The sequence below is a fragment of the Pseudomonas sp. genome, from assembly GCF_033723075.1.
Lineage (GTDB): Bacteria > Pseudomonadota > Gammaproteobacteria > Pseudomonadales > Pseudomonadaceae > Aquipseudomonas.
Genome location: NZ_JAWVXU010000039.1, coordinates 1 through 17201, shown reverse-complemented (window position 1 = coordinate 17201; position 17201 = coordinate 1). Strand labels below are relative to the sequence as shown.

Here is a 17201-nt window from a genome sequence, read left to right as displayed (position 1 = left end):
TGGCCCTGCGCGGCGACGGCCAGCACTTCATCTCGCTCGATAGGGTGATCCGCACCATGCGTGACACCGGTGCCGACATGCACGACAAGTACAAGGAAACCTCACGCGGCGGCCTGGCGGTCAGCGCCATCGAGTGTTGAGTGCTGGCGCAAAAACTCTCGCCTACCGCGACCGCCTCCAGGCAGTCGCGTGCCGGCGCTCGGTATGCACACTGCCGCTGAGTCGCCAATTCGGGGCAGACACTGCCCGTTTTCGGGCATGTGCGATACAGGCCGAGCCTTGGTCCTCTTGCTGGTCGTTTTTTGATCAGCTGTTTGTTACTCTCCCGATAGCAAAGTGTGGCGGGTGACAATTCAGTTGCCGTGTGGCTGCTACCGAAATTCTCAGAATTTCGCAAAAGGCCCTGCGAGTGTCGCATCCAGAATACGGTTGTCGCTCCTGACAACGCCCTGTTGCGGGGTTGTTGTTTTTAATTGAACGGCCAATCAATTCAGGCATAAGTTTTGCGTGATAAACAAAGCTGATCTGGGGCTGTCGTTGTCCAGAACCACAAGAAAGAGCCGCGTCATGCAACGGGGCTCAGTTTGAAGAGCCTAGCGTGAGGGTTTGCTTTATGTCGCAGTTCGCTCCAGGGGCGCAGCCCCAGAACCCTGTTCCCCGGTCCATCGGTTTTCTGCTGTTGGACAACTTCACCCTGATTTCCCTGGCTTCGGCAGTCGAGCCCCTGCGCATGGCCAACCAACTCTCCGGCAAGGAGCTGTACCGTTGGCATACCCTGAGCCAGAGTGGCCTGCCGGTGTGCGCCAGCGACGGCCTGCAGATCACCCCGGACGCCGGCCTGAGCAATGCACCGGCACTGGATGCGGTGATCGTCTGCGGCGGCGTGGATATCCAGCACAGCGTCACCCGCGAGCACCTGCACTGGTTGCAGGTGCAGGCGCGCCAAGGTCGGCAAATGGGTGCGGTGTGCACCGGCAGCTGGGCCCTGGCCAAGGCCGGCCTGCTCGATGGCCACGACTGCAGCGTGCATTGGGAATTCCTCGCCGCCATGCAGGAAGCCTTCCCGCGTGCGGCCGTGACCACCCGGCTGTTTTCCATCGACCGCAACCGCAATACTTCGTCCGGCGGCACTGCGCCGATGGACATGATGTTGCACCTGATCGGCCGTGAGCATGGCCGCGAGCTGGCGGCCGGAATCTCCGAGATGTTTATCTACGAGCGCATCCGCAATGAGCAGGATCACCAGCGCGTGCCGCTCAAGCACATGCTCGGCACCAACCAGCCGAAACTGCAGGAAATAGTCGCGCTGATGGAGGCCAACCTGGAGGAGCCGATCGACCTCGACCAGCTTGCCCTGTATGTCGACGTCTCGCGCCGTCAACTGGAGCGGCTGTTCCAGAAGTACCTGCACTGTTCGCCGTCGCGCTACTACCTGAAACTGCGGCTGATCCGCGCGCGCCAACTGCTCAAACAGACCTCGATGTCGATCATCGAAGTGGCCTCGGTGTGCGGTTTCGTCTCCACCCCGCACTTCTCCAAGTGCTACCGCGAATACTTCGGCATCCCGCCGCGCGACGAGCGTTCCGGGCAAAGCTCGGGCGGCGTGGTGGCGCTGGTGCCGCTGCCGGAAGACCTGATGCGGCCATCTTCGTCCAGCGCCATGGCGGCCCTGACCCGCGCCCAGGGCGAGTCGACCTTCGCCAGCGTGCGGCTGCTGTAGGACGCGTCGCTTGCAGAACGACCTGGGCTGGGCCGACAATTTGCCCGGTACTGGAAAGCAGAAGGGGCGCTCGATGCGCCCCTTTTTTTTTCTGCATGACCTCTCTTTAGCGCGGCACCAGCGCTGGCAACAGGGTGCGCGAGATGGCCTCGCGCACGGCCGGCAGCAGGGTGGCGCTGCCGCCCAGCAGGTCCTCGATCAGCCGGCGCAAGACCAGCGCCCGCTCCGGGCTCAGGCCACTCACAGCCTGTTCGCAGGCCTGCTCGGCGCTGGCGCCTGGCGGGATGGGAAAGCCCAGGGCGACCAGGCGCTCGCGGAAATCCTCTTGGTCGATCAGGTCGGCATGCATCATGGTTCAATCCTCGGTTGGCGCTGCGTCGGTTGGGCATGGGTAGCGCTGCACGGCTCAACCCACCCTGAGATGGTTGTGAAAAAACTCCCGCCTACTGCGACCGATATTTTCACGACCTCTGAGTATTCCTGGTAGTGGCGGCAATGGCTTAACGCAGCACGCCTTCCTCGACCAACAGCTTGAAAATGGCCTCGGCGCCAGCTTGCGGCGAGACATCCTTGAGCACCTGGCCACCACCCCCGGCGGCCTTGGCGGTGGCTGCTTTCATCCGTTCGGCACCGGTCTTGGCCTTGATCACCTTGAGCCGTTTCGGTCGCGGCCGGGCGGGTTGAAAGCGGGCTTCGACAAGCAGGCTGTCGTCGACGATGGTCTGTTCGCAAGCCTGCAGCTGGCCGCGCCGGGCCGGGCCGAAGGCGCTCTGACGGGCGGCCGGTGCGGCGTTGTCGACGCAGGCAATAAACGGCAGACGCACCTTCAGCCGGCGGCGTTGGCCACGGGGCAGGGCTTGTAGTACCTGGGCCATGCCGTTCTCGATCTTCTCCACTTCGGCCAGGCCGACCACCAGGGGCCAGCCCAGTTGTTCGGCCAGGAGGAACGGCAGCATGCCCGAGCCTTCGCCGGTTTCTGCCTGGCTACCGGTGAGCACCAGTTGGGCGCCGGAATCCTTCAGGTAGTTGCTCAGCAACGGCAGAGCATCGCCGTTGCTGGGTTGTTCCAGTACGGTCAGCTCGCTCAGGCCCATGCCCAGGTAGGCGCGCAGGGCGTCGTCCGCCGGGTCACCGGCGTGCAGCAGCTGCAGCTGGTCGCCGGCCAGGCGCAGACCCAGCTCGACTGCGCGCGCGTCCTGTTCGGCGCGGCGCGGGCGGCCGGAGGTCGGGTGAGCACCGATGGAAACCAGGGTGATGATGTTCAGGTTGTCAGGCAGCATCGCGTGCGCCTCCTTGACGATAGGCGGTAACCCGCTCGATCAGCGCGGCGAGGATCGCCGCCGAATCGCCGATTACCGAGAGGTCGGCCCGTTTGATCATGTCGCAGCCCGGGTCCAGGTTGATCGCGATCACCTTGTCGCAGGCGCCGATGCCCTGCAGGTGCTGGATAGCGCCGGAGATGCCCACGGCCATGTAGACCCGCGCGGTGACCCAGGTGCCGGTGGCACCGACCTGGCGGTTGCGCGGCATGAAACCGTCGTCCACCGCCACCCGTGAGGCGCCTTCGGTGGCGCCGAGGGCAGCGGCGGCCTGGTGGAACTGCGTCCAGTCCTTGACCCCATTGCCGCCGGAGAGGATGAACTCGGCTTCGGCCATGGGGATCAGGGCCGGGTCGACTGCCACGGCGCCGAGGTCTTCGATGCGTGGCAGGTTGCGCGCGATCTTGCCCTGGAGTTCGAGCGGACGCACTTCATGGCGGCTGTCGCTGACCGGCTCGGCGCACTCGACGGCGGCCAGGATCAACCGCGGCGCGCTGCGCACCAGATCTTCGCGGCCGGCCCCGGCGCGGCCGATGCACTGGCCCTCGGCGACCTGCCAGACCCGCGTGGCTGGCCGCTCACCGAGTTTGGCGGACAGCCGGCGGCCGAGTTCGCCGCCGCCGGTGCGGCTGTCCGGCAGCAGCCAGTGGCGCGGAGCCAACTGGCTTTCCACGGCACTGAGGGCCAGCACCCGCTGCTCGGGGGCGTAGCCATCGAACAGTTCGCCCTCGATGTGCAGCAGGCGATCGACGCCGGCCGTGTCGAAGGCGTTTTCCTTGTGCTCGCCGAACACCACCGCAACCACGGCGCCATCGTTGCCGGCCAGCTTGTTGGCCAGGCCGAGCAGGTCCTTGTCGTGGCTGCTCAGGCGGCCGCCGATCATGTCCGGCACCACGGCGATATAAAACGCCGGCTGCTCGATCACATGCAGCGGCAGTTGCACCACTGCGCTGGCGGTTGTGCGCTTGCCGCTGCCGCCCTGCTGGGCGCCGCTGCGGTCGATGCGTTTGAGCCCGTTGGGGCCGATGAAGCCGACCACGTGGGGGTTCTTGCGGACGATGCCGTTAGGCCCCATCCAACTGGTTTGGGCCGTCTGCATGGCCGCGTGCAGCGGATGCAGGCGGTTGCGGGCGATCCATTCGGCCCGCGGGTCGCGGCGGATGATGTCGCTCATCAGTGCACCTCCAGGGCTTCAGGCTTGGCCAGGACGGGCTTGTTTGCCGGGACGGGCGCCTCGAGCAACACGTCTGCCACCAGTTCGGCGATGTCCTTGATCTGTGGCCGTGGTTCGACCACTCCTTCGAGCATCGCGGTGCACTGTGGGCAGCCCACGGCGACCAGCTCGGCGCCGGTCTCCTGGATATCGACCATGCGCATGTCGGGAATCCGCTGCTTGCCGGGAATGTCGGTAATCGGTGCACCGCCGCCACCGCCGCAGCAGCGCGAGCGGAAGCCGGAACGCTCCATCTCCTTGACCTCGATGCCAATGGCCTTGAGCACCGCGCGCGGGGCTTCATATTCACCGTTGTAACGGCCCAGGTAGCAGGGGTCGTGATAGGTGACGCTGCCGCCCTTGTGTTGCCCGAGATTGAGTTTCTGGGCGCTGATCAGCTGGTCCATATAGGTGCTGTGGTGCAGCACCTGATAGTGGCCGCCCAGTTCGCCGTACTCGTTCTTGAGTACGTGGAAGCTGTGCGGGTCGCAGCTGACGATCTTGTTGAACTGGTACTGGCTCATGCTGGCGATATTGCGTTTGGCCAGGGTCTGGAAGGTCGCCTCGTCGCCCAGGCGCCGGGCCACGTCGCCGCTGTCGCGCTCTTCCAGGCCGAGTACGGCGAAGTCGACGTTGGCCGCTTTCAGCACCTTGACGAAGGCGCGCAGGGTGCGCTGGTTGCGCATGTCGAAGGCGCCGTCGCCTACCCAGAACAACACGTCTACCGACTTCTTCTCGCTCATCAGTGGCAGGTTGAGGTCCGCCGCCCAGTTCAAGCGGCCGCCGGGAGCGAAGCCGCCCGGGTTGTCGGTGGCGATCAGGTTATCCAGCACTTCGGCGCCCTTGTTCGGCGTGGCGCCTTTTTCCAGGGTCAGGTGACGGCGCATGTCGACGATGGCGTCGACGTGCTCGATCATCATTGGGCATTCCTCGACGCAGGCGCGGCAGGTGGTGCACGACCACAGGGTTTCTGCATCGACCAGCGCCTTGCCGTTGAGGTTGACGATGGGCAGGTGCGGGCCACCGCTGTGTTCGCCAATGGCTTGGCCAGGGTAGGGCGAACCGGCGAACTTGGCATCGGTGCCGCCCGCCAGGCCGACCACCATGTCCTGAATCAGCTTCTTCGGGTTCAGCGGCTGGCCGGCGGCGAAGGCCGGGCACACCGCCTCGCACTTGCCGCACTGCACGCAGGCGTCGAAGCCGAGCAACTGGTTCCAGGTGAAGTCGCGGGGTTTCTCCACCCCGAGCGGCGCGTTGCGATCGTCCAGGTTCAGGGCTTTCAGGCCGGTCGAGCGACCGCCGCCGAAGCGTTCGCTGCGGCGGTGCCAGGCCAGGTGCAGGGCGCCGGCGAAGGCGTGCTTCATCGGCCCGCCCCAGGTCATGCCGAAGAACAGCTCGGAAACGCCCCAGGCCACGCCGACGGCGAGGATCACGGCGAGAATCCAGCCACCGAAGCCTTCCGGGAGAATCCCGGCCACCGGCAGGGTGGCGATAAAGAAGCTCACGGCGAACATCAGCAGGCTTTTTGGCAGGCGCATCCACGGGCCTTTCGACAGCCGCGCGGGCGGGTCGAGGCGGCGCTTGGCGACGAACAGCGCACCGACGAACATCAGCACGCAGGCGCCCAGCAGGGCGTAGCCGAGGATCCGGCTGTGTAGGCCGAAGCCGTGTACCAGGATCGCCAGCGCGGCCGCCAGGACGAAGCCCCCGGCGGTGGCCACGTGGGTCTTGGACATGTACTTGTCGCGTTCGACCACATGGTGCAGATCCACCAGGTAGCGGCGCGGCATGGCCAGCAGGCCACCGAGCCAATCGACCTTGGCCGGCCGCCCGCGGCGCCACATGAGGAAGCGCTTGCCGGCACCGAGCACGGCGAGGCCGAGCGCAGCGAACAGCAGAATGGGGAGTAGGGTGTTCAACATCATCTGGTCTCCTTGGAGGGACCGTATAACCATGTAGGGTGGGTTAGCCGTAGGCGTAACCCACCATCGATGCGTCAGGCGCTACCTTGACCGGTCTGCTGAACCCGGGGTGGCACCGCTGCGCGGTTAAGCCACCCCAGGGTCCAGCTGCTGCTTTAGAAGTCCTTGCACAGACGCAGGGCGTCATAGATCGCCGCATGGGTGTTGCGCTGGGCCACGCAGTCGCCGATGCGGAACAGCAGATAGCCATCGCCGGTCTCGGACAGGCAAGGTTGCGGCTTGATCGCGAACAGCGCTTCGACGTCGATCTGGCCCTTGTTGCGCGAACCTTCCTTCAGTGCGTAGTACAGGGTTTCGTCCGGCCGTACGCCGTTCTCCACCACCACCTGGTCGACCACCCGTTCTTCCTGGGCGCCGGTGTATTCGTTCTCCAGCAACGCCACCAGCTTGTCGCCCTCGCGGTAGACCTTTTCCAGCATCATGTCGCTGGTCATGATCACGCCCTTCGGGTACATGCTGCGGTAGGCAGTCGGGAACGAGGTGCCGCCCATGCCTACACCCGGCTTGATGTCGTCGGTGACGATCTCGACCTGACTGCCCTTGTCGGCAATGAAGTCGGCGACCGACATGCCGGTGAATTCACAGATGGTGTCGTACACCAGCACGTTCTTGCCCGGCGCGACCTTGCCGTCGAGGACGTCCCAGCTGCTTACCACCAGGCCTTCGGCCGCGCCCCAGTGCTCGTTCTGCTCGAGGAACGGATGACCGCCGTTGGCCAGCACTACTACATCCGGACGCAGGTCCATGATGCTCGCGTGGTCAGCACCGGTGCCCAGGCGCAGGTCGATTTTCAGCCGCGCCAGTTCCAGCTGGTACCAGCGGGTGATGCCGGCGATCTGGTCACGTTGTGGCGCTTTGGAGGCCGTGGTGATCTGCCCGCCGAGGGCGTCTTTCTTTTCAAAAAGCGTCACGTCGTGGCCACGTTCGGCCGCTACGCGCGCCGCTTCCATGCCGGCTGGACCACCGCCGACCACCACCACCTTGCGCTTGATGCCGGTGGTCTTCTCGATGATGTGCGGCAACCCCATGTACTCACGCGAGGTCGCGGCGTTCTGGATGCACAGCACGTCCAGGCCCTGGTACTGACGGTCGATGCAGTAGTTGGCGCCGACGCACTGCTTGATCTGGTCGACCTGGCCCATCTTGACCTTGGCGATCAGGTGCGGGTCGGCGATGAACGCGCGGGTCATGCCGACCATGTCGACGTAGCCGCCCTCGAGAATACGGGTGGCCTGGTTCGGGTCCTTGATGTTCTGCGCGTGCAGCACCGGGACCTTGACCACTTCCTTGATGCCGGCCGCCAGATGCAGGAACGGCTCAGGCGGGTAGCTCATGTTCGGGATGACGTTGGCCAGGGTGTTGTGGGTATCGGCGCCAGAACCGACCACGCCGATGAAGTCGAGCAAGCCGGTGTCGTCGTAGTACTTGGCGATCTGCTTCATGTCCTCGTGGGACAAACCGTCCGGGTGGAACTCGTCGCCGGAGATACGCAGGCCCACGCAGAAGTCGTCACCGACTTCCTTGCGCACGGCCTTGAGCACTTCCAGGCCGAATTTCATCCGGCCCTCGAAGGTGCCGCCCCATTCGTCGGTACGCTTGTTGACCCGTGGCGACCAGAACTGGTCGATCATGTGCTGGTGCACGGCCGACAGCTCGACGCCGTCGAGGCCGCCGGCTTTGGCCCGGGCCGCCGCCTTGGCGAAGTCACCGATGACGCGCCACATCTCTTCCGGCTCGATGGTCTTGCAGGTGGCGCGGTGTACCGGTTCGCGGATGCCGGACGGCGACATCAGGGTCGGCCAGTCGAAACCATCCCAGCGCGAGCGACGCCCCATGTGGGTAATCTGGATCATGATCTTGGCGCCATGCTTGTGCATGGCGTCGGCCAGGTTCTGGAAGTGCGGGATGATCCGGTCAGTGGACAGGTTCACCGAGCTCCACCAGCCATGCGGGCTGTCGATGGAGACCACCGAGGAGCCGCCGCAGATGGCCAGGCCGACGCCGCCCTTGGCCTTCTCTTCGTAGTACTTGACGTAACGCTCGGTGGTCATGCCGCCGTCGGTGGCCATGACCTCGGCGTGCGCGGTGGACACGATACGGTTACGGATGGTCAGTTTGCCGATCTGGATCGGCTGGAACATTGCTTCAAAGGCCATGGCGATACGCTCCGCTTACAACGGCTTGACGATGAACAGGCCGTGGTCGTGGCCTTCTTGCGAAGCACCGTAGACCTGTTCGGCCACCGTGCGGATGGGGCTGCCCTGGGCGGCCAGAATCTGGTCCATGGCACCGGCGAACCAGCCGGTGAACATGTAGTCCACCGCGCGTCCGCACTTGCCGTAGACGTAGACGAAGGCGGAGTGATCCAGGCGCACCTCGCAGGTGCCCTTGTCGAGGTCGATCGACAGGGTCTTGAACAGGCCCCAGCCGCGTTGCGACAGGCGCTTCATGTAATGCTCGAACACCTCGACGCCGACCAGGCCGTGGCACTCGGCTTCTTTCTCGCACCAGTGCCAGGCGGACTTGTAGCCGGCCTTGTAGAGGATCTCGGCATAGGCGTCGGCGCCCAGCACTTCCTCGATGCCGATGTGGTTGTTGACGAAGAAATGCCGCGGTACGTAGAGCATCGGCAGGGCGTCGGTGGTCCAGACGCCGGTTTCGTCGTCGACCAGGATGGGCATTTCGGGGGCGTGTGTGGCCATGTGTTCAGTACTCCAGAATTCGTGTTTTGCGTTCGGCCGGGCAGCGCCCGGCCAGATAAAGAAGTTGTAATGAATGCCTGTGGAGCCGTAGCGAGCGCGCCGAGAGCAAGGAGACCCGCAGTGACAAGCGAGAGCAGTACGCATGTACGGCGAGCTTGTCGCGAGGACGCGACGCGGCTATCGGTGTGCGCAGTAGGCTCCGCAGGTATTCATCATTCGCCCCAGACGTCCTTCAGGACCCTTACCCAGTTCTCGCCCATCACCTTGCGCACCACGCGCTCGGGCATGCCGCGCTTGAGCAGGGTCTCGGTCAGGTTGGGGAATTCGCCGACGGTGCGGATGCCCAGCGGGTTGACGATCTTGCCGAAGCTGGTCAAGCGGCGGGCGTAGCCCTTGTCGTGGGTCAGGTATTCGAAGAAGTCCTGGCCGTGGCCCTGGGTGAAGTCGGTGCCGATGCCGATGGCGTCTTCACCGACCAGGTTCATCACGTACTCGATGGCCTCGGCGTAGTCGTCGATGGTCGAGTCGATGCCCTTGGCCAGGAAGGGGGCGAACATGGTCACGCCGACGAAGCCGCCGTTGTCGGCGATGAACTTCAGTTCCTCGTCGGACTTGTTGCGCGGGTGCTCCTTCAGGCCGGACGGCAGGCAGTGCGAGTAGCACACCGGCTTCTGCGACTCGAGGATGACTTCCTCGCTGGTCTTGCTGCCGACATGGGACAGGTCGCACATGATGCCGACCCGGTTCATCTCGGCGACGATCTCGCGACCGAAACCGGACAGGCCGCCGTCGCGCTCGTAGCAGCCGGTGCCGACCAGGTTCTGGGTGTTGTAGCACATCTGCACGATGCCGACGCCGAGCTGCTTGAACACCTCGACGTAGCCGATCTGATCCTCGAAGGCGTGGGCGTTCTGGAAGCCGAAGAGGATGCCGGTCTTGCCCAGCTCCTTGGCCTTGCGGATGTCGGCGGTGGTGCGCACGGGCATCACCAGGTCGCTGTTGTCGCGGATCAGTTTCTGGCTGGCGGCGATGTTGTTGACCGTGGCCTGGAACCCTTCCCATACCGACACGGTGCAGTTGGCCGCGGTCAGGCCGCCCTTGCGCATGTCTTCGAACAGTTCGCGGTTCCACTTGGCAATGATCAGGCCGTCGATGACGATGCTGTCGGCGTGTACTTCTGCTGGGCTCATCAGGCTGTCCCCTTGGTCTGCTGTCGCCAATCCCGGTGTTGGCGCTTTGTGGGGAGCATATCCCTGGGGGGCGCAGCGACCCGGTGCAAAAGCGACCGGGGTATTGCCGAAAGCGTCAATGCCAGGTCGCGAACGGATAAGCCGTCGGCTGCGATGGCCAGACGTAGGGGGCGCCGTGCGCACCAAGACACGCGTACAGCACCTTGGTGCGTATGGCCTAGGCGGCCCCGCGCACCCTGCGAGGCTAGGCCGTGACGGCCGGCTGTTCGTGGCGATCCTGGCTGGGGCTGCTGGCGAAGCGGCTGCGGTAGCTGCGGGAGAAATACGAGGCGGACTCGAAGCCGCAGGCCAGGCCGACCTCGAGCACGCTCATGTCGGTCTGGCGCAACAGCTGGCGCGCCTTGTCCAGGCGCAGGGCGAGGTAGAAGTTCGACGGGGTCTCGTGCAGGTGCTGACGGAACAGGCGTTCCAGCTGGCGCGGGGTGACGCTGATCAGCTCGGCCAGCTGCCGGGAGCCGAGCGGCTGCTCGCAGTGGCGCTGCATCTCGCCGATCACCTGCACCAGCTTCTTGTTGTGCACGTCATAGCGGCTGGTGATCTGCATGCGCTGGTGGTCCTGGCGCGAGCGGATGCGCCCGAGGACGAACTGCTCGGACACCGCCAACGCCAGCTCCTCGCCATGATCGCGGCCGATCAGGGTGAGCATCAGGTCGAGGCTGGCGGTGCCGCCGGCGCTGGTGATGCGCTTGCCGTCGATCTCGAACAGTTCCTGGGTCACCGCCAGGCGTGGATAGCGTTCCTGAAAGGCCTCGATCGCTTCCCAGTGCAGGGTCAGGCGCTGCTGGCCGAACAGGCCGGCTTCGGCGAGGATGAAGCTGCCGGTGTCGATGCCGCCGAGCAGCACGCCTTCGCGCTCGGCGCGATGCAGCCAGTGCGCCAGGCGCGCGTCGAAACTGGCCAGCGGCTCGAAGCCGGCGACCACGAACAGGCTGGCGCCGGCGGCCGGCAACTCCAGCGCGGCGTCGACGTTCAGCGACATGCCGTTGCTCGCCGCCACCGCGGCGCCATCCAGGCTGAGCAGGCGCCAGCGGTACAGCTCGCCGCGAAAGCGATTGGCCACGCGCAACGGTTCGATGGCCGCCATCAGGCCCATCATGGAGAAGCCGGGCAGCAGGAGAAAGCACAGGGTCTGGGGCATGGCTGGTGTTCCGCCGGTACTGGGGGCTACGAGAGCCGTGTAGGGTGGATGACGCCTTTTTCATCCACCATCGTCGTTTGGTGGATGGGTAAAGCGTCATCCACCCTACGATGCCGAAAACCTTGCACGTGAACATAGGATCTACGGCGCTGCACCGTTGGGTTGGGCATCGCCGTACTACATGACAGGCCGCGCGCCAGTGCAAGCAAATTGGTCGCTTCTGTTCAACAGCTAGTCGCTTTAGTTCGTTTTTTGCCCAACCGCGCTGCGTAATCTGGCCACATCGGGCGCACAGCGCTCGATAGTTTCACAACCTCTGAGTACGGAGGGAGCCGCCAGGCTCCATCACAATAATCAAATCAACCGTAAGGCTGGGAGCATCCATGAAACGTCTCAACGCACTCGCCGCTGGCTGTTTACTCACGCTGGTCAGTTCCCCACTGCTGGCCGCCGAAGACGCCAGTTGCCAGAAGGTCCGTATCGGCGTGGTCGGCTGGACCGACGTGGTCGCCACCACCGCGGTCGCCGCCGAGCTGCTCGAAGGCCTGGGGTATTCGACCACCCAGACCCAGGCCTCGCAACAGATCATCTTCGCCGGTATCCAGAAGCAGCAGATCGACGTCTTCCTCGGCTACTGGAAGCCGATCATGGACGACAACATCAAGCCTTTCCTGGCCAAGAAGGCGGTGCGGGTGGCGCCCGAGCCCTCACTGAATGACGCCATCGCAGTGCTCGCGGTGCCGACCTACAGCGCCGAAGCGGGGTTGAAAACCTTCGCCGACATCGCCCGCTTCAAGGAGCAGCTGGACGGCAAGATCTATGGCATCGAAGCCGGCTCCGGGGCCAATACCGCGATCAAGAAAATGATCGACAGCAATCAGTTCGGTCTTGGCGACTTCAAGCTGATCGAGTCCAGCGAGGCGGCCATGCTCACCGCGGTCACTCGCGCGGTGAAGAACAACAAACCGGTGGTGTTCTTCGGCTGGAAGCCGCACCCGATGAATATCCAGATGCCGATCACTTACCTGAGCGGCAGCGAGGATCTGTTCGGTCCGAATGACGGTGCCGCTACCGTCTCCACCGTCACTGCGCCGGATTATGCCCAGCGCTGCCCGAACGCCGATCGGCTGCTCAGCGGCCTGCGCTTCACCAGCGCCCAGGAAGCCGAGCTGATGCAGCCGATCATGGCGCGCGAGGCGCCGGATAAGGTCGCTCGTGCCTGGATCAAGGCCAATCCCGCGGTGGTCAAGGACTGGCTGGCCGGGGTCACCAGCTTCGACGGCAGCTCCAGCGCCGACGCGGCTATCGCCACGCTCAAGTAAACCCAAACAGGCCGTTGCAAAACTACTGCGCTCGGCTATGCGGCGTTGAAGTCAGCCTCGGACTGCTCATGTACAACTCGTACACTCTGCGTCCTCGGCTGATTTCGCCTTGCCTAACCGTCGCTCGCTACATTTTTCAACGACCTGTTAAAGCGCCTGCGCGGTTCGCCGCGCATGGCTTCCGCTCGCCTTGAAGAAGGATGTTGTACCCATGAACTACGAAGTCATCGTCACCTGTGCGGTGACCGGTGCCGGCGATACCGTCGGCAAGCACCCGGCCATTCCGGTCACCCCCAAGCAGATCGCCGCCGCCGCCATCGAAGCGGCCAAGGCCGGCGCCACCGTCGCCCACTGTCACGTGCGCGACCCCAACACCGGCAAGCCGAGCCGCGACGTGGCGCTGTACCGCGAACTGGTCGAGCGCATCCGCGAGAGCGACACCGATGTGATCATCAACCTCACCGCCGGCATGGGCGGCGACCTGGAGATAGGTCGCGGCGAGCAACCGCTGGAGTTCGGCGCCGGCACCGACCTGGTCGGCCCGTTGGAGCGACTCAAGCATATCGAGGCGCTGCTGCCGGAAATCTGCACCCTGGATTGCGGCACCCTGAATTTCGGCGACGGCGATTACATCTACGTCTCCACGCCGGCGCAACTGCGTGCCGGCGCCAAGCGCATCACCGAGCTTGGGGTGAAGGCCGAGCTGGAGATCTTCGATACCGGGCACCTGTGGTTCGCCAAGCAGATGCTCAAGGAAGGCCTGCTCGACGACCCGCTGTTCCAGATCTGCCTGGGCATCCCCTGGGGCGCGCCGGCCGACACCACCAGCATGAAGGCCATGGCCGACAACCTGCCGGCGGGCGCCACCTGGGCCGGCTTCGGCATCGGCCGCATGCAGATGCCGATGGTCGCCCAGGCCATGTTGCTCGGTGGCCATGTGCGGGTCGGCCTGGAAGACAACATCTGGCTGGACCGCGGTGTGTATGCCACTAACGCGCAACTGGTCGAGCGTGCGGTCGAGATCATCCAGCGCCTCGGCGGCCGCGCCCTGACCCCTGCCGAGGGCCGCGAAAAGATGAAGCTCAAGCGCCGCTGAGCTGCACTACCGGACGTAGGAGATCCCCCGTCGTCCAGACGCCGCGATGTCGCGCAGCAAACTGGGGGCAATTGCGTCTGTCGGCTTATAGGCACCTGTAGGAGCGGGCCATGCCCGCGATGCGTTTCGCGGGCATGGCCCGCTCCTACGAATAGTCGCCACCTTAATTTTTTGAACAGGAGCCACCATGCCCTTTGTCACCGACATCAAAACCTTCGCCGCCCTCGGCACCGGCGTGATCGGCGCCGGCTGGATTGCCCGCGCTCTGGCCCACGGCCTCGACGTGATCGCCTGGGACCCGGCGCCCGGCGCCGAGGCGGCGCTGCGCCAACGTATCGCCAATGCCTGGCCGGCGCTGGAGAAACAAGGCCTGGCGCCTGGCGCCGCACCCGAGCGGCTGCGCTTCGTCGCCAGCATCGAGGAATGCGTGGAGAACGCCGACTTCATCCAGGAAAGCGCCCCGGAACGCCTCGAGCTCAAGTGTGAGCTGCACGCCAAAATCAGTGCCGCGGCGCGTCCCGATGTGCTGATCGGCTCGAGCACCTCGGGCCTACTGCCCAGCGAGTTCTATGCCGACGCCGTGCACCCCGAGCGCTGCGTGGTCGGCCACCCGTTCAACCCGGTCTATCTGCTGCCGCTGGTGGAAGTGGTCGGCGGCGCCAAGACCGCGCCGGAGGCGGTGCAGGCGGCGATCCAGGTCTACGAGTCGCTGGGCATGCGCCCGCTGCATGTGCGCAAGGAAGTGCCGGGTTTTATCGCCGACCGCCTGCTCGAGGCCTTGTGGCGCGAGGCGCTGCACCTGGTCAACGACGGCGTGGCGACCACCGGCGAGATCGACGACGCGATCCGTTTCGGCGCCGGCCTGCGCTGGTCGTTCATGGGCAGCTTCCTGACCTACACCCTGGCCGGCGGCGATGCCGGCATGCGCCACTTCATGGCCCAGTTCGGCCCGGCCCTGCAACTACCCTGGACCTACCTGAAGGCGCCGGAGCTGACTGAATCGCTGATCGACCAGGTGGTCGAAGGCACCAGCGCCCAGCAGGGTGAGCGCAGCATCGCCGAACTGGAACGCTACCGCGACGACTGCCTGCTGGCCGTGCTCGGGGCGATCAAACAGACCAAGGCGCAGCATGGTTTCGCCTTCGCCGAATAACCCAGGCGCGGCGCAGAGCCTGTAGGAGCGGGGGGAACACCTGGTTCCCCGGCTCCTACGACAGCCCGCTCGCGCAGCAGTACGCCGTTCGCTGGCGGACTGTTCGCTACGCTCCTGAGTCCGCCCTACGGGTTTCATGCAACGCTGAGGACGACCGCCATGCTCATCCCTTACCGCACCGCCATCCAGCCCGAGTGGGTCGACTACAACGGCCACCTGCGCGATGCCTTCTACCTGCTGATCTTCAGCTATGCCACCGACGCGCTGATGGATCAACTCGGCCTCGACGAGGCCGGGCGGGCGCGCACGGGGCACACCCTGTACACCCTGGAATGCCACCTCAACTACCTGGCCGAGGTCAAGCTCGGTGCCGAGGTCGAGGTGCGCACCCAGTTGCTGGCGCATGACCGCAAGCGCCTGCATATCCACCACGGCCTCCATTACCCGAACGACGACCAGTTGCTGGCCGCCAGTGAGCAGATGCTGATGAACATCGACAGCCGGACCGCGCGCTCGGCGCCGTTCGACGAGCAGGTGCTGGCGCGGGTACTGGCGCTGGGCGAGGCGCACTGTGACCTGCCGCGGCCCGTGCATGTCGGCCGGGTTATCGGCTTGCCTGCCACGATAGTTAAAACGCGCGCATAAAAAAGGGAGCCACAAGGCTCCCGAAAGACTGGTGCCGCCCACACGCGGGGGCGGTCCAGGTTAGGCGTTGGTTTCAGGCCGCGCTGAACAGTTTGTGCGGGTCGATGACGAATTTCTTCGGTACCCCGGCATCGAACTCGCCATAGCCCTTGGGTGCGTCGTCCAGGGAAATCACCTGAACCCCGACGATCTCGGCGATGTTGATCCGATCCCACATGATCGCCTGCATCAGCTGACGGTTGTACTTCATCACCGGGGTCTGGCCGGTGTGGAAGCTGTGCGACTTGGCCCAGCCGAGGCCGAAGCGGATGCTCAGGGCACCGATCTTCGCCGCGGCATCCACCGCGCCCGGGTCTTCGGTGACGTAGAGGCCGGGGATGCCGATCTTGCCGGCGACCCGCACCACGCCCATCAACGAGTTGAGCACGGTGGCCGGGGCTTCGTGCTTCACGCCGTCATGACCGTGACCGCGGGCCTCGAAGCCCACCGCATCGATCGCGCAATCGACTTCCGGCTCGCCGAGCAGGGCGGCGATCTGTTCGTGCAGCGGGGTGTCCAGGGACAGGTCGGCGATCTCGAAGCCGACTGCCTTGGCATGTGCCAGGCGCACCGGGTTGACGTCGCCGACGATCACCACCGCCGCGCCGAGCAGGCGTGCGGAGGCGGCAGCGGCCAGGCCGACCGGACCGGCACCGGCGATATACACCGTGCTACCCGGGCCCACTCCGGCGGTGACTGCGCCGTGGTAACCGGTCGGCAGGATGTCGGACAGGCAGGTCAGGTCGCGGATCTTCTCCATCGCCTTGTCGCGGTCCGGCAGCTTGAGCAGGTTGAAGTCGGCGTAGGGCACCATGGCGTATTCCGCCTGGCCACCGGTCCAGTCGCCCATGTCGACGTAGCCGTAGGCACCGCCGGGACGCGCCGGGTTGACCGACAGGCAGACCCCGGTGTGTTGTTCCTTGCAGCTGCGGCAGCGGCCGCAGGCGACGTTGAACGGGACCGAGACCAGGTCGCCGATCTGCAGGTTCTCGACGTCGCGACCCTTCTCGATCACTTCGCCGGTGATTTCATGGCCCAGTACCAGGCCGGTTTGCGCGGTGGTACGGCCACGCACCATGTGCTGGTCGGAGCCGCAGATGTTGGTGGAAACCACACGCAGGATCACCGCGTGTTCGATCTTCCTGCCGCGCGGGTCCTGCATTTTCGGATAGTCGATCTTCTGGACTTCGACCTTGCCTGCGCCGAGATAGACGACGCCACGATTACCTGACATTGGATGTTCTCCTTTGTTGTTGTGGATACAAAGGCGCGACCGGCGGCCACGCGGCCTTGCAGTGGAGCTTTATGTGTCTGTTGCCGGGCGGAGCCGAGGGTTTGGCAGTCGGCGGGGTCACCCGTGAATCTCTGTATTGCTGAGCGGCGCTGCTGTCAGATGCCTGTAGCTGATACCCAGGGGCAGCCTTTCCCGGGTGTCGCTGCACTCGACCCGGGCGGTTACGTGGCGTTCAGTCTTTTAGGCATGCAGCACCACGGTGCGGTTGGCGTTGAGGAACACCCGCCGTTCGAGGTGGTAGGCGATCGCCTTGGCCAGGGTCTGGCACTCGATGTCGCGGCCCTTGGCGACCAGGTCTTCGGGGTAGTGGGCGTGGTCCACCGACTCC

15 protein-coding genes and 1 pseudogene are annotated in these 17201 nt (G+C 64.9%); 6 read left to right on the top strand and 10 right to left on the bottom strand.

Annotated elements, in window-relative coordinates:
- Positions 1-140 (top strand): L-serine ammonia-lyase, iron-sulfur-dependent, subunit alpha (locus R3355_RS23655; protein ID WP_318963570.1); only part of this gene is annotated, 140 nt, incomplete at its 5' end.
- Positions 141-613: 473 nt separating this feature from the next.
- Positions 614-1720: a GlxA family transcriptional regulator gene (locus R3355_RS23650; RefSeq protein ID WP_318963569.1), complete on the top strand. Its 1107-nt coding sequence runs from the start codon at positions 614-616 to the stop codon at positions 1718-1720.
- A 106-nt stretch (positions 1721-1826) separates the two neighbouring features.
- Here R3355_RS23650 and R3355_RS23645 read toward each other — a convergent pair whose 3' ends face one another.
- The 8 genes from R3355_RS23645 to R3355_RS23610 form a co-directional block, all read right to left on the bottom strand.
- Positions 1827-2072 carry a hypothetical protein gene (locus R3355_RS23645; RefSeq protein WP_172153159.1) on the bottom strand — a complete coding sequence of 82 codons (246 nt, stop codon included), beginning with the start codon at positions 2070-2072 and terminating at the stop codon, positions 1827-1829.
- Positions 2073-2220: 148 nt separating this feature from the next.
- Entirely contained in the window at positions 2221-3000 is a 780-nt protein-coding gene (locus R3355_RS23640) for an electron transfer flavoprotein subunit beta (protein WP_318963568.1), read from the bottom strand.
- The gene (locus R3355_RS23635; protein WP_318963567.1) at positions 2990-4213 is read right to left on the bottom strand and encodes an electron transfer flavoprotein subunit alpha/FixB family protein; all 1224 of its coding nucleotides are present in this window, start codon (positions 4211-4213) and stop codon (positions 2990-2992) included. The genes R3355_RS23640 and R3355_RS23635 overlap by 11 nt, the downstream gene beginning before the upstream one ends.
- Positions 4213-6174 (bottom strand): dimethylglycine demethylation protein DgcB, encoded by a 1962-nt coding sequence (gene dgcB / locus R3355_RS23630; protein ID WP_318963566.1) that lies wholly within the window; start codon positions 6172-6174, stop codon positions 4213-4215. The genes R3355_RS23635 and dgcB overlap by 1 nt, the downstream gene beginning before the upstream one ends.
- A 155-nt stretch (positions 6175-6329) precedes the next feature.
- A complete protein-coding gene (dgcA, locus tag R3355_RS23625) occupies positions 6330-8390 on the bottom strand; it encodes a dimethylglycine demethylation protein DgcA (RefSeq protein ID WP_318963565.1) in 2061 nt (686 codons plus the stop codon).
- A 15-nt stretch (positions 8391-8405) separates the two neighbouring features.
- Positions 8406-8936, bottom strand: a complete 531-nt coding sequence (locus R3355_RS23620) for a DUF5943 domain-containing protein (protein WP_318963564.1) — start codon at positions 8934-8936, stop codon at positions 8406-8408.
- A gap of 212 nt (positions 8937-9148) precedes the next feature.
- Positions 9149-10126, bottom strand: a complete 978-nt coding sequence (locus R3355_RS23615) for a dipeptidase (RefSeq protein ID WP_318963562.1) — start codon at positions 10124-10126, stop codon at positions 9149-9151.
- A gap of 244 nt (positions 10127-10370) precedes the next feature.
- The gene (locus R3355_RS23610; protein ID WP_318963561.1) at positions 10371-11324 is read right to left on the bottom strand and encodes a GlxA family transcriptional regulator; all 954 of its coding nucleotides are present in this window, start codon (positions 11322-11324) and stop codon (positions 10371-10373) included.
- A gap of 383 nt (positions 11325-11707) precedes the next feature.
- Here R3355_RS23610 and choX point away from each other — a divergent pair, with 383 nt between their 5' ends.
- The 4 genes from choX (at position 11708) to R3355_RS23590 (ending at position 15540) form a co-directional block, all read left to right on the top strand.
- Positions 11708-12646: a choline ABC transporter substrate-binding protein gene (gene choX / locus R3355_RS23605; RefSeq protein WP_318963560.1), complete on the top strand. Its 939-nt coding sequence runs from the start codon at positions 11708-11710 to the stop codon at positions 12644-12646.
- 211 nt (positions 12647-12857) lie between these two features.
- Positions 12858-13742: a 3-keto-5-aminohexanoate cleavage protein gene (locus tag R3355_RS23600; RefSeq protein ID WP_318963558.1), complete on the top strand. Its 885-nt coding sequence runs from the start codon at positions 12858-12860 to the stop codon at positions 13740-13742.
- Between the two features lie 187 nt (positions 13743-13929).
- Positions 13930-14895: an L-carnitine dehydrogenase gene (locus tag R3355_RS23595; protein ID WP_318951088.1), complete on the top strand. Its 966-nt coding sequence runs from the start codon at positions 13930-13932 to the stop codon at positions 14893-14895.
- Between the two features lie 159 nt (positions 14896-15054).
- On the top strand, positions 15055-15540 hold the full coding sequence (locus R3355_RS23590) for a thioesterase family protein (RefSeq protein ID WP_318963557.1): 486 nt from the start codon (positions 15055-15057) through the stop codon (positions 15538-15540).
- Between the two features lie 73 nt (positions 15541-15613).
- Here the strand turns inward: R3355_RS23590 and fdhA are convergent, their stop codons facing one another.
- The gene (gene fdhA, locus R3355_RS23585) at positions 15614-16813 is read right to left on the bottom strand and encodes a formaldehyde dehydrogenase, glutathione-independent (RefSeq protein ID WP_318951086.1); all 1200 of its coding nucleotides are present in this window, start codon (positions 16811-16813) and stop codon (positions 15614-15616) included.
- Between the two features lie 240 nt (positions 16814-17053).
- Positions 17054-17201, bottom strand: a pseudogene (locus tag R3355_RS23580) (formyltetrahydrofolate deformylase); the annotation flags it as partial.

Bases quoted from the DNA above. Each gene is read 5' to 3' on its own strand.
- R3355_RS23640 (WP_318963568.1), bottom strand. From the start codon at position 3,000: ATGCTGCCTGACAACCTGAACATCATCACCCTGGTTTCCATCGGTGCT.
- R3355_RS23600 (WP_318963558.1), top strand. From the start codon at position 12,858: ATGAACTACGAAGTCATCGTCACCTGTGCGGTGACCGGTGCCGGCGAT.
- R3355_RS23645 (WP_172153159.1), bottom strand. From the start codon at position 2,072: ATGATGCATGCCGACCTGATCGACCAAGAGGATTTCCGCGAGCGCCTG.
- R3355_RS23620 (WP_318963564.1), bottom strand. From the start codon at position 8,936: ATGGCCACACACGCCCCCGAAATGCCCATCCTGGTCGACGACGAAACC.
- R3355_RS23610 (WP_318963561.1), bottom strand. From the start codon at position 11,324: ATGCCCCAGACCCTGTGCTTTCTCCTGCTGCCCGGCTTCTCCATGATG.
- R3355_RS23595 (WP_318951088.1), top strand. From the start codon at position 13,930: ATGCCCTTTGTCACCGACATCAAAACCTTCGCCGCCCTCGGCACCGGC.
- dgcB (WP_318963566.1), bottom strand. From the start codon at position 6,174: ATGTTGAACACCCTACTCCCCATTCTGCTGTTCGCTGCGCTCGGCCTC.
- R3355_RS23650 (WP_318963569.1), top strand. From the start codon at position 614: ATGTCGCAGTTCGCTCCAGGGGCGCAGCCCCAGAACCCTGTTCCCCGG.
- R3355_RS23635 (WP_318963567.1), bottom strand. From the start codon at position 4,213: ATGAGCGACATCATCCGCCGCGACCCGCGGGCCGAATGGATCGCCCGC.
- R3355_RS23590 (WP_318963557.1), top strand. From the start codon at position 15,055: ATGCTCATCCCTTACCGCACCGCCATCCAGCCCGAGTGGGTCGACTAC.
- R3355_RS23615 (WP_318963562.1), bottom strand. From the start codon at position 10,126: ATGAGCCCAGCAGAAGTACACGCCGACAGCATCGTCATCGACGGCCTG.
- dgcA (WP_318963565.1), bottom strand. From the start codon at position 8,390: ATGGCCTTTGAAGCAATGTTCCAGCCGATCCAGATCGGCAAACTGACC.
- choX (WP_318963560.1), top strand. From the start codon at position 11,708: ATGAAACGTCTCAACGCACTCGCCGCTGGCTGTTTACTCACGCTGGTC.
- fdhA (WP_318951086.1), bottom strand. From the start codon at position 16,813: ATGTCAGGTAATCGTGGCGTCGTCTATCTCGGCGCAGGCAAGGTCGAA.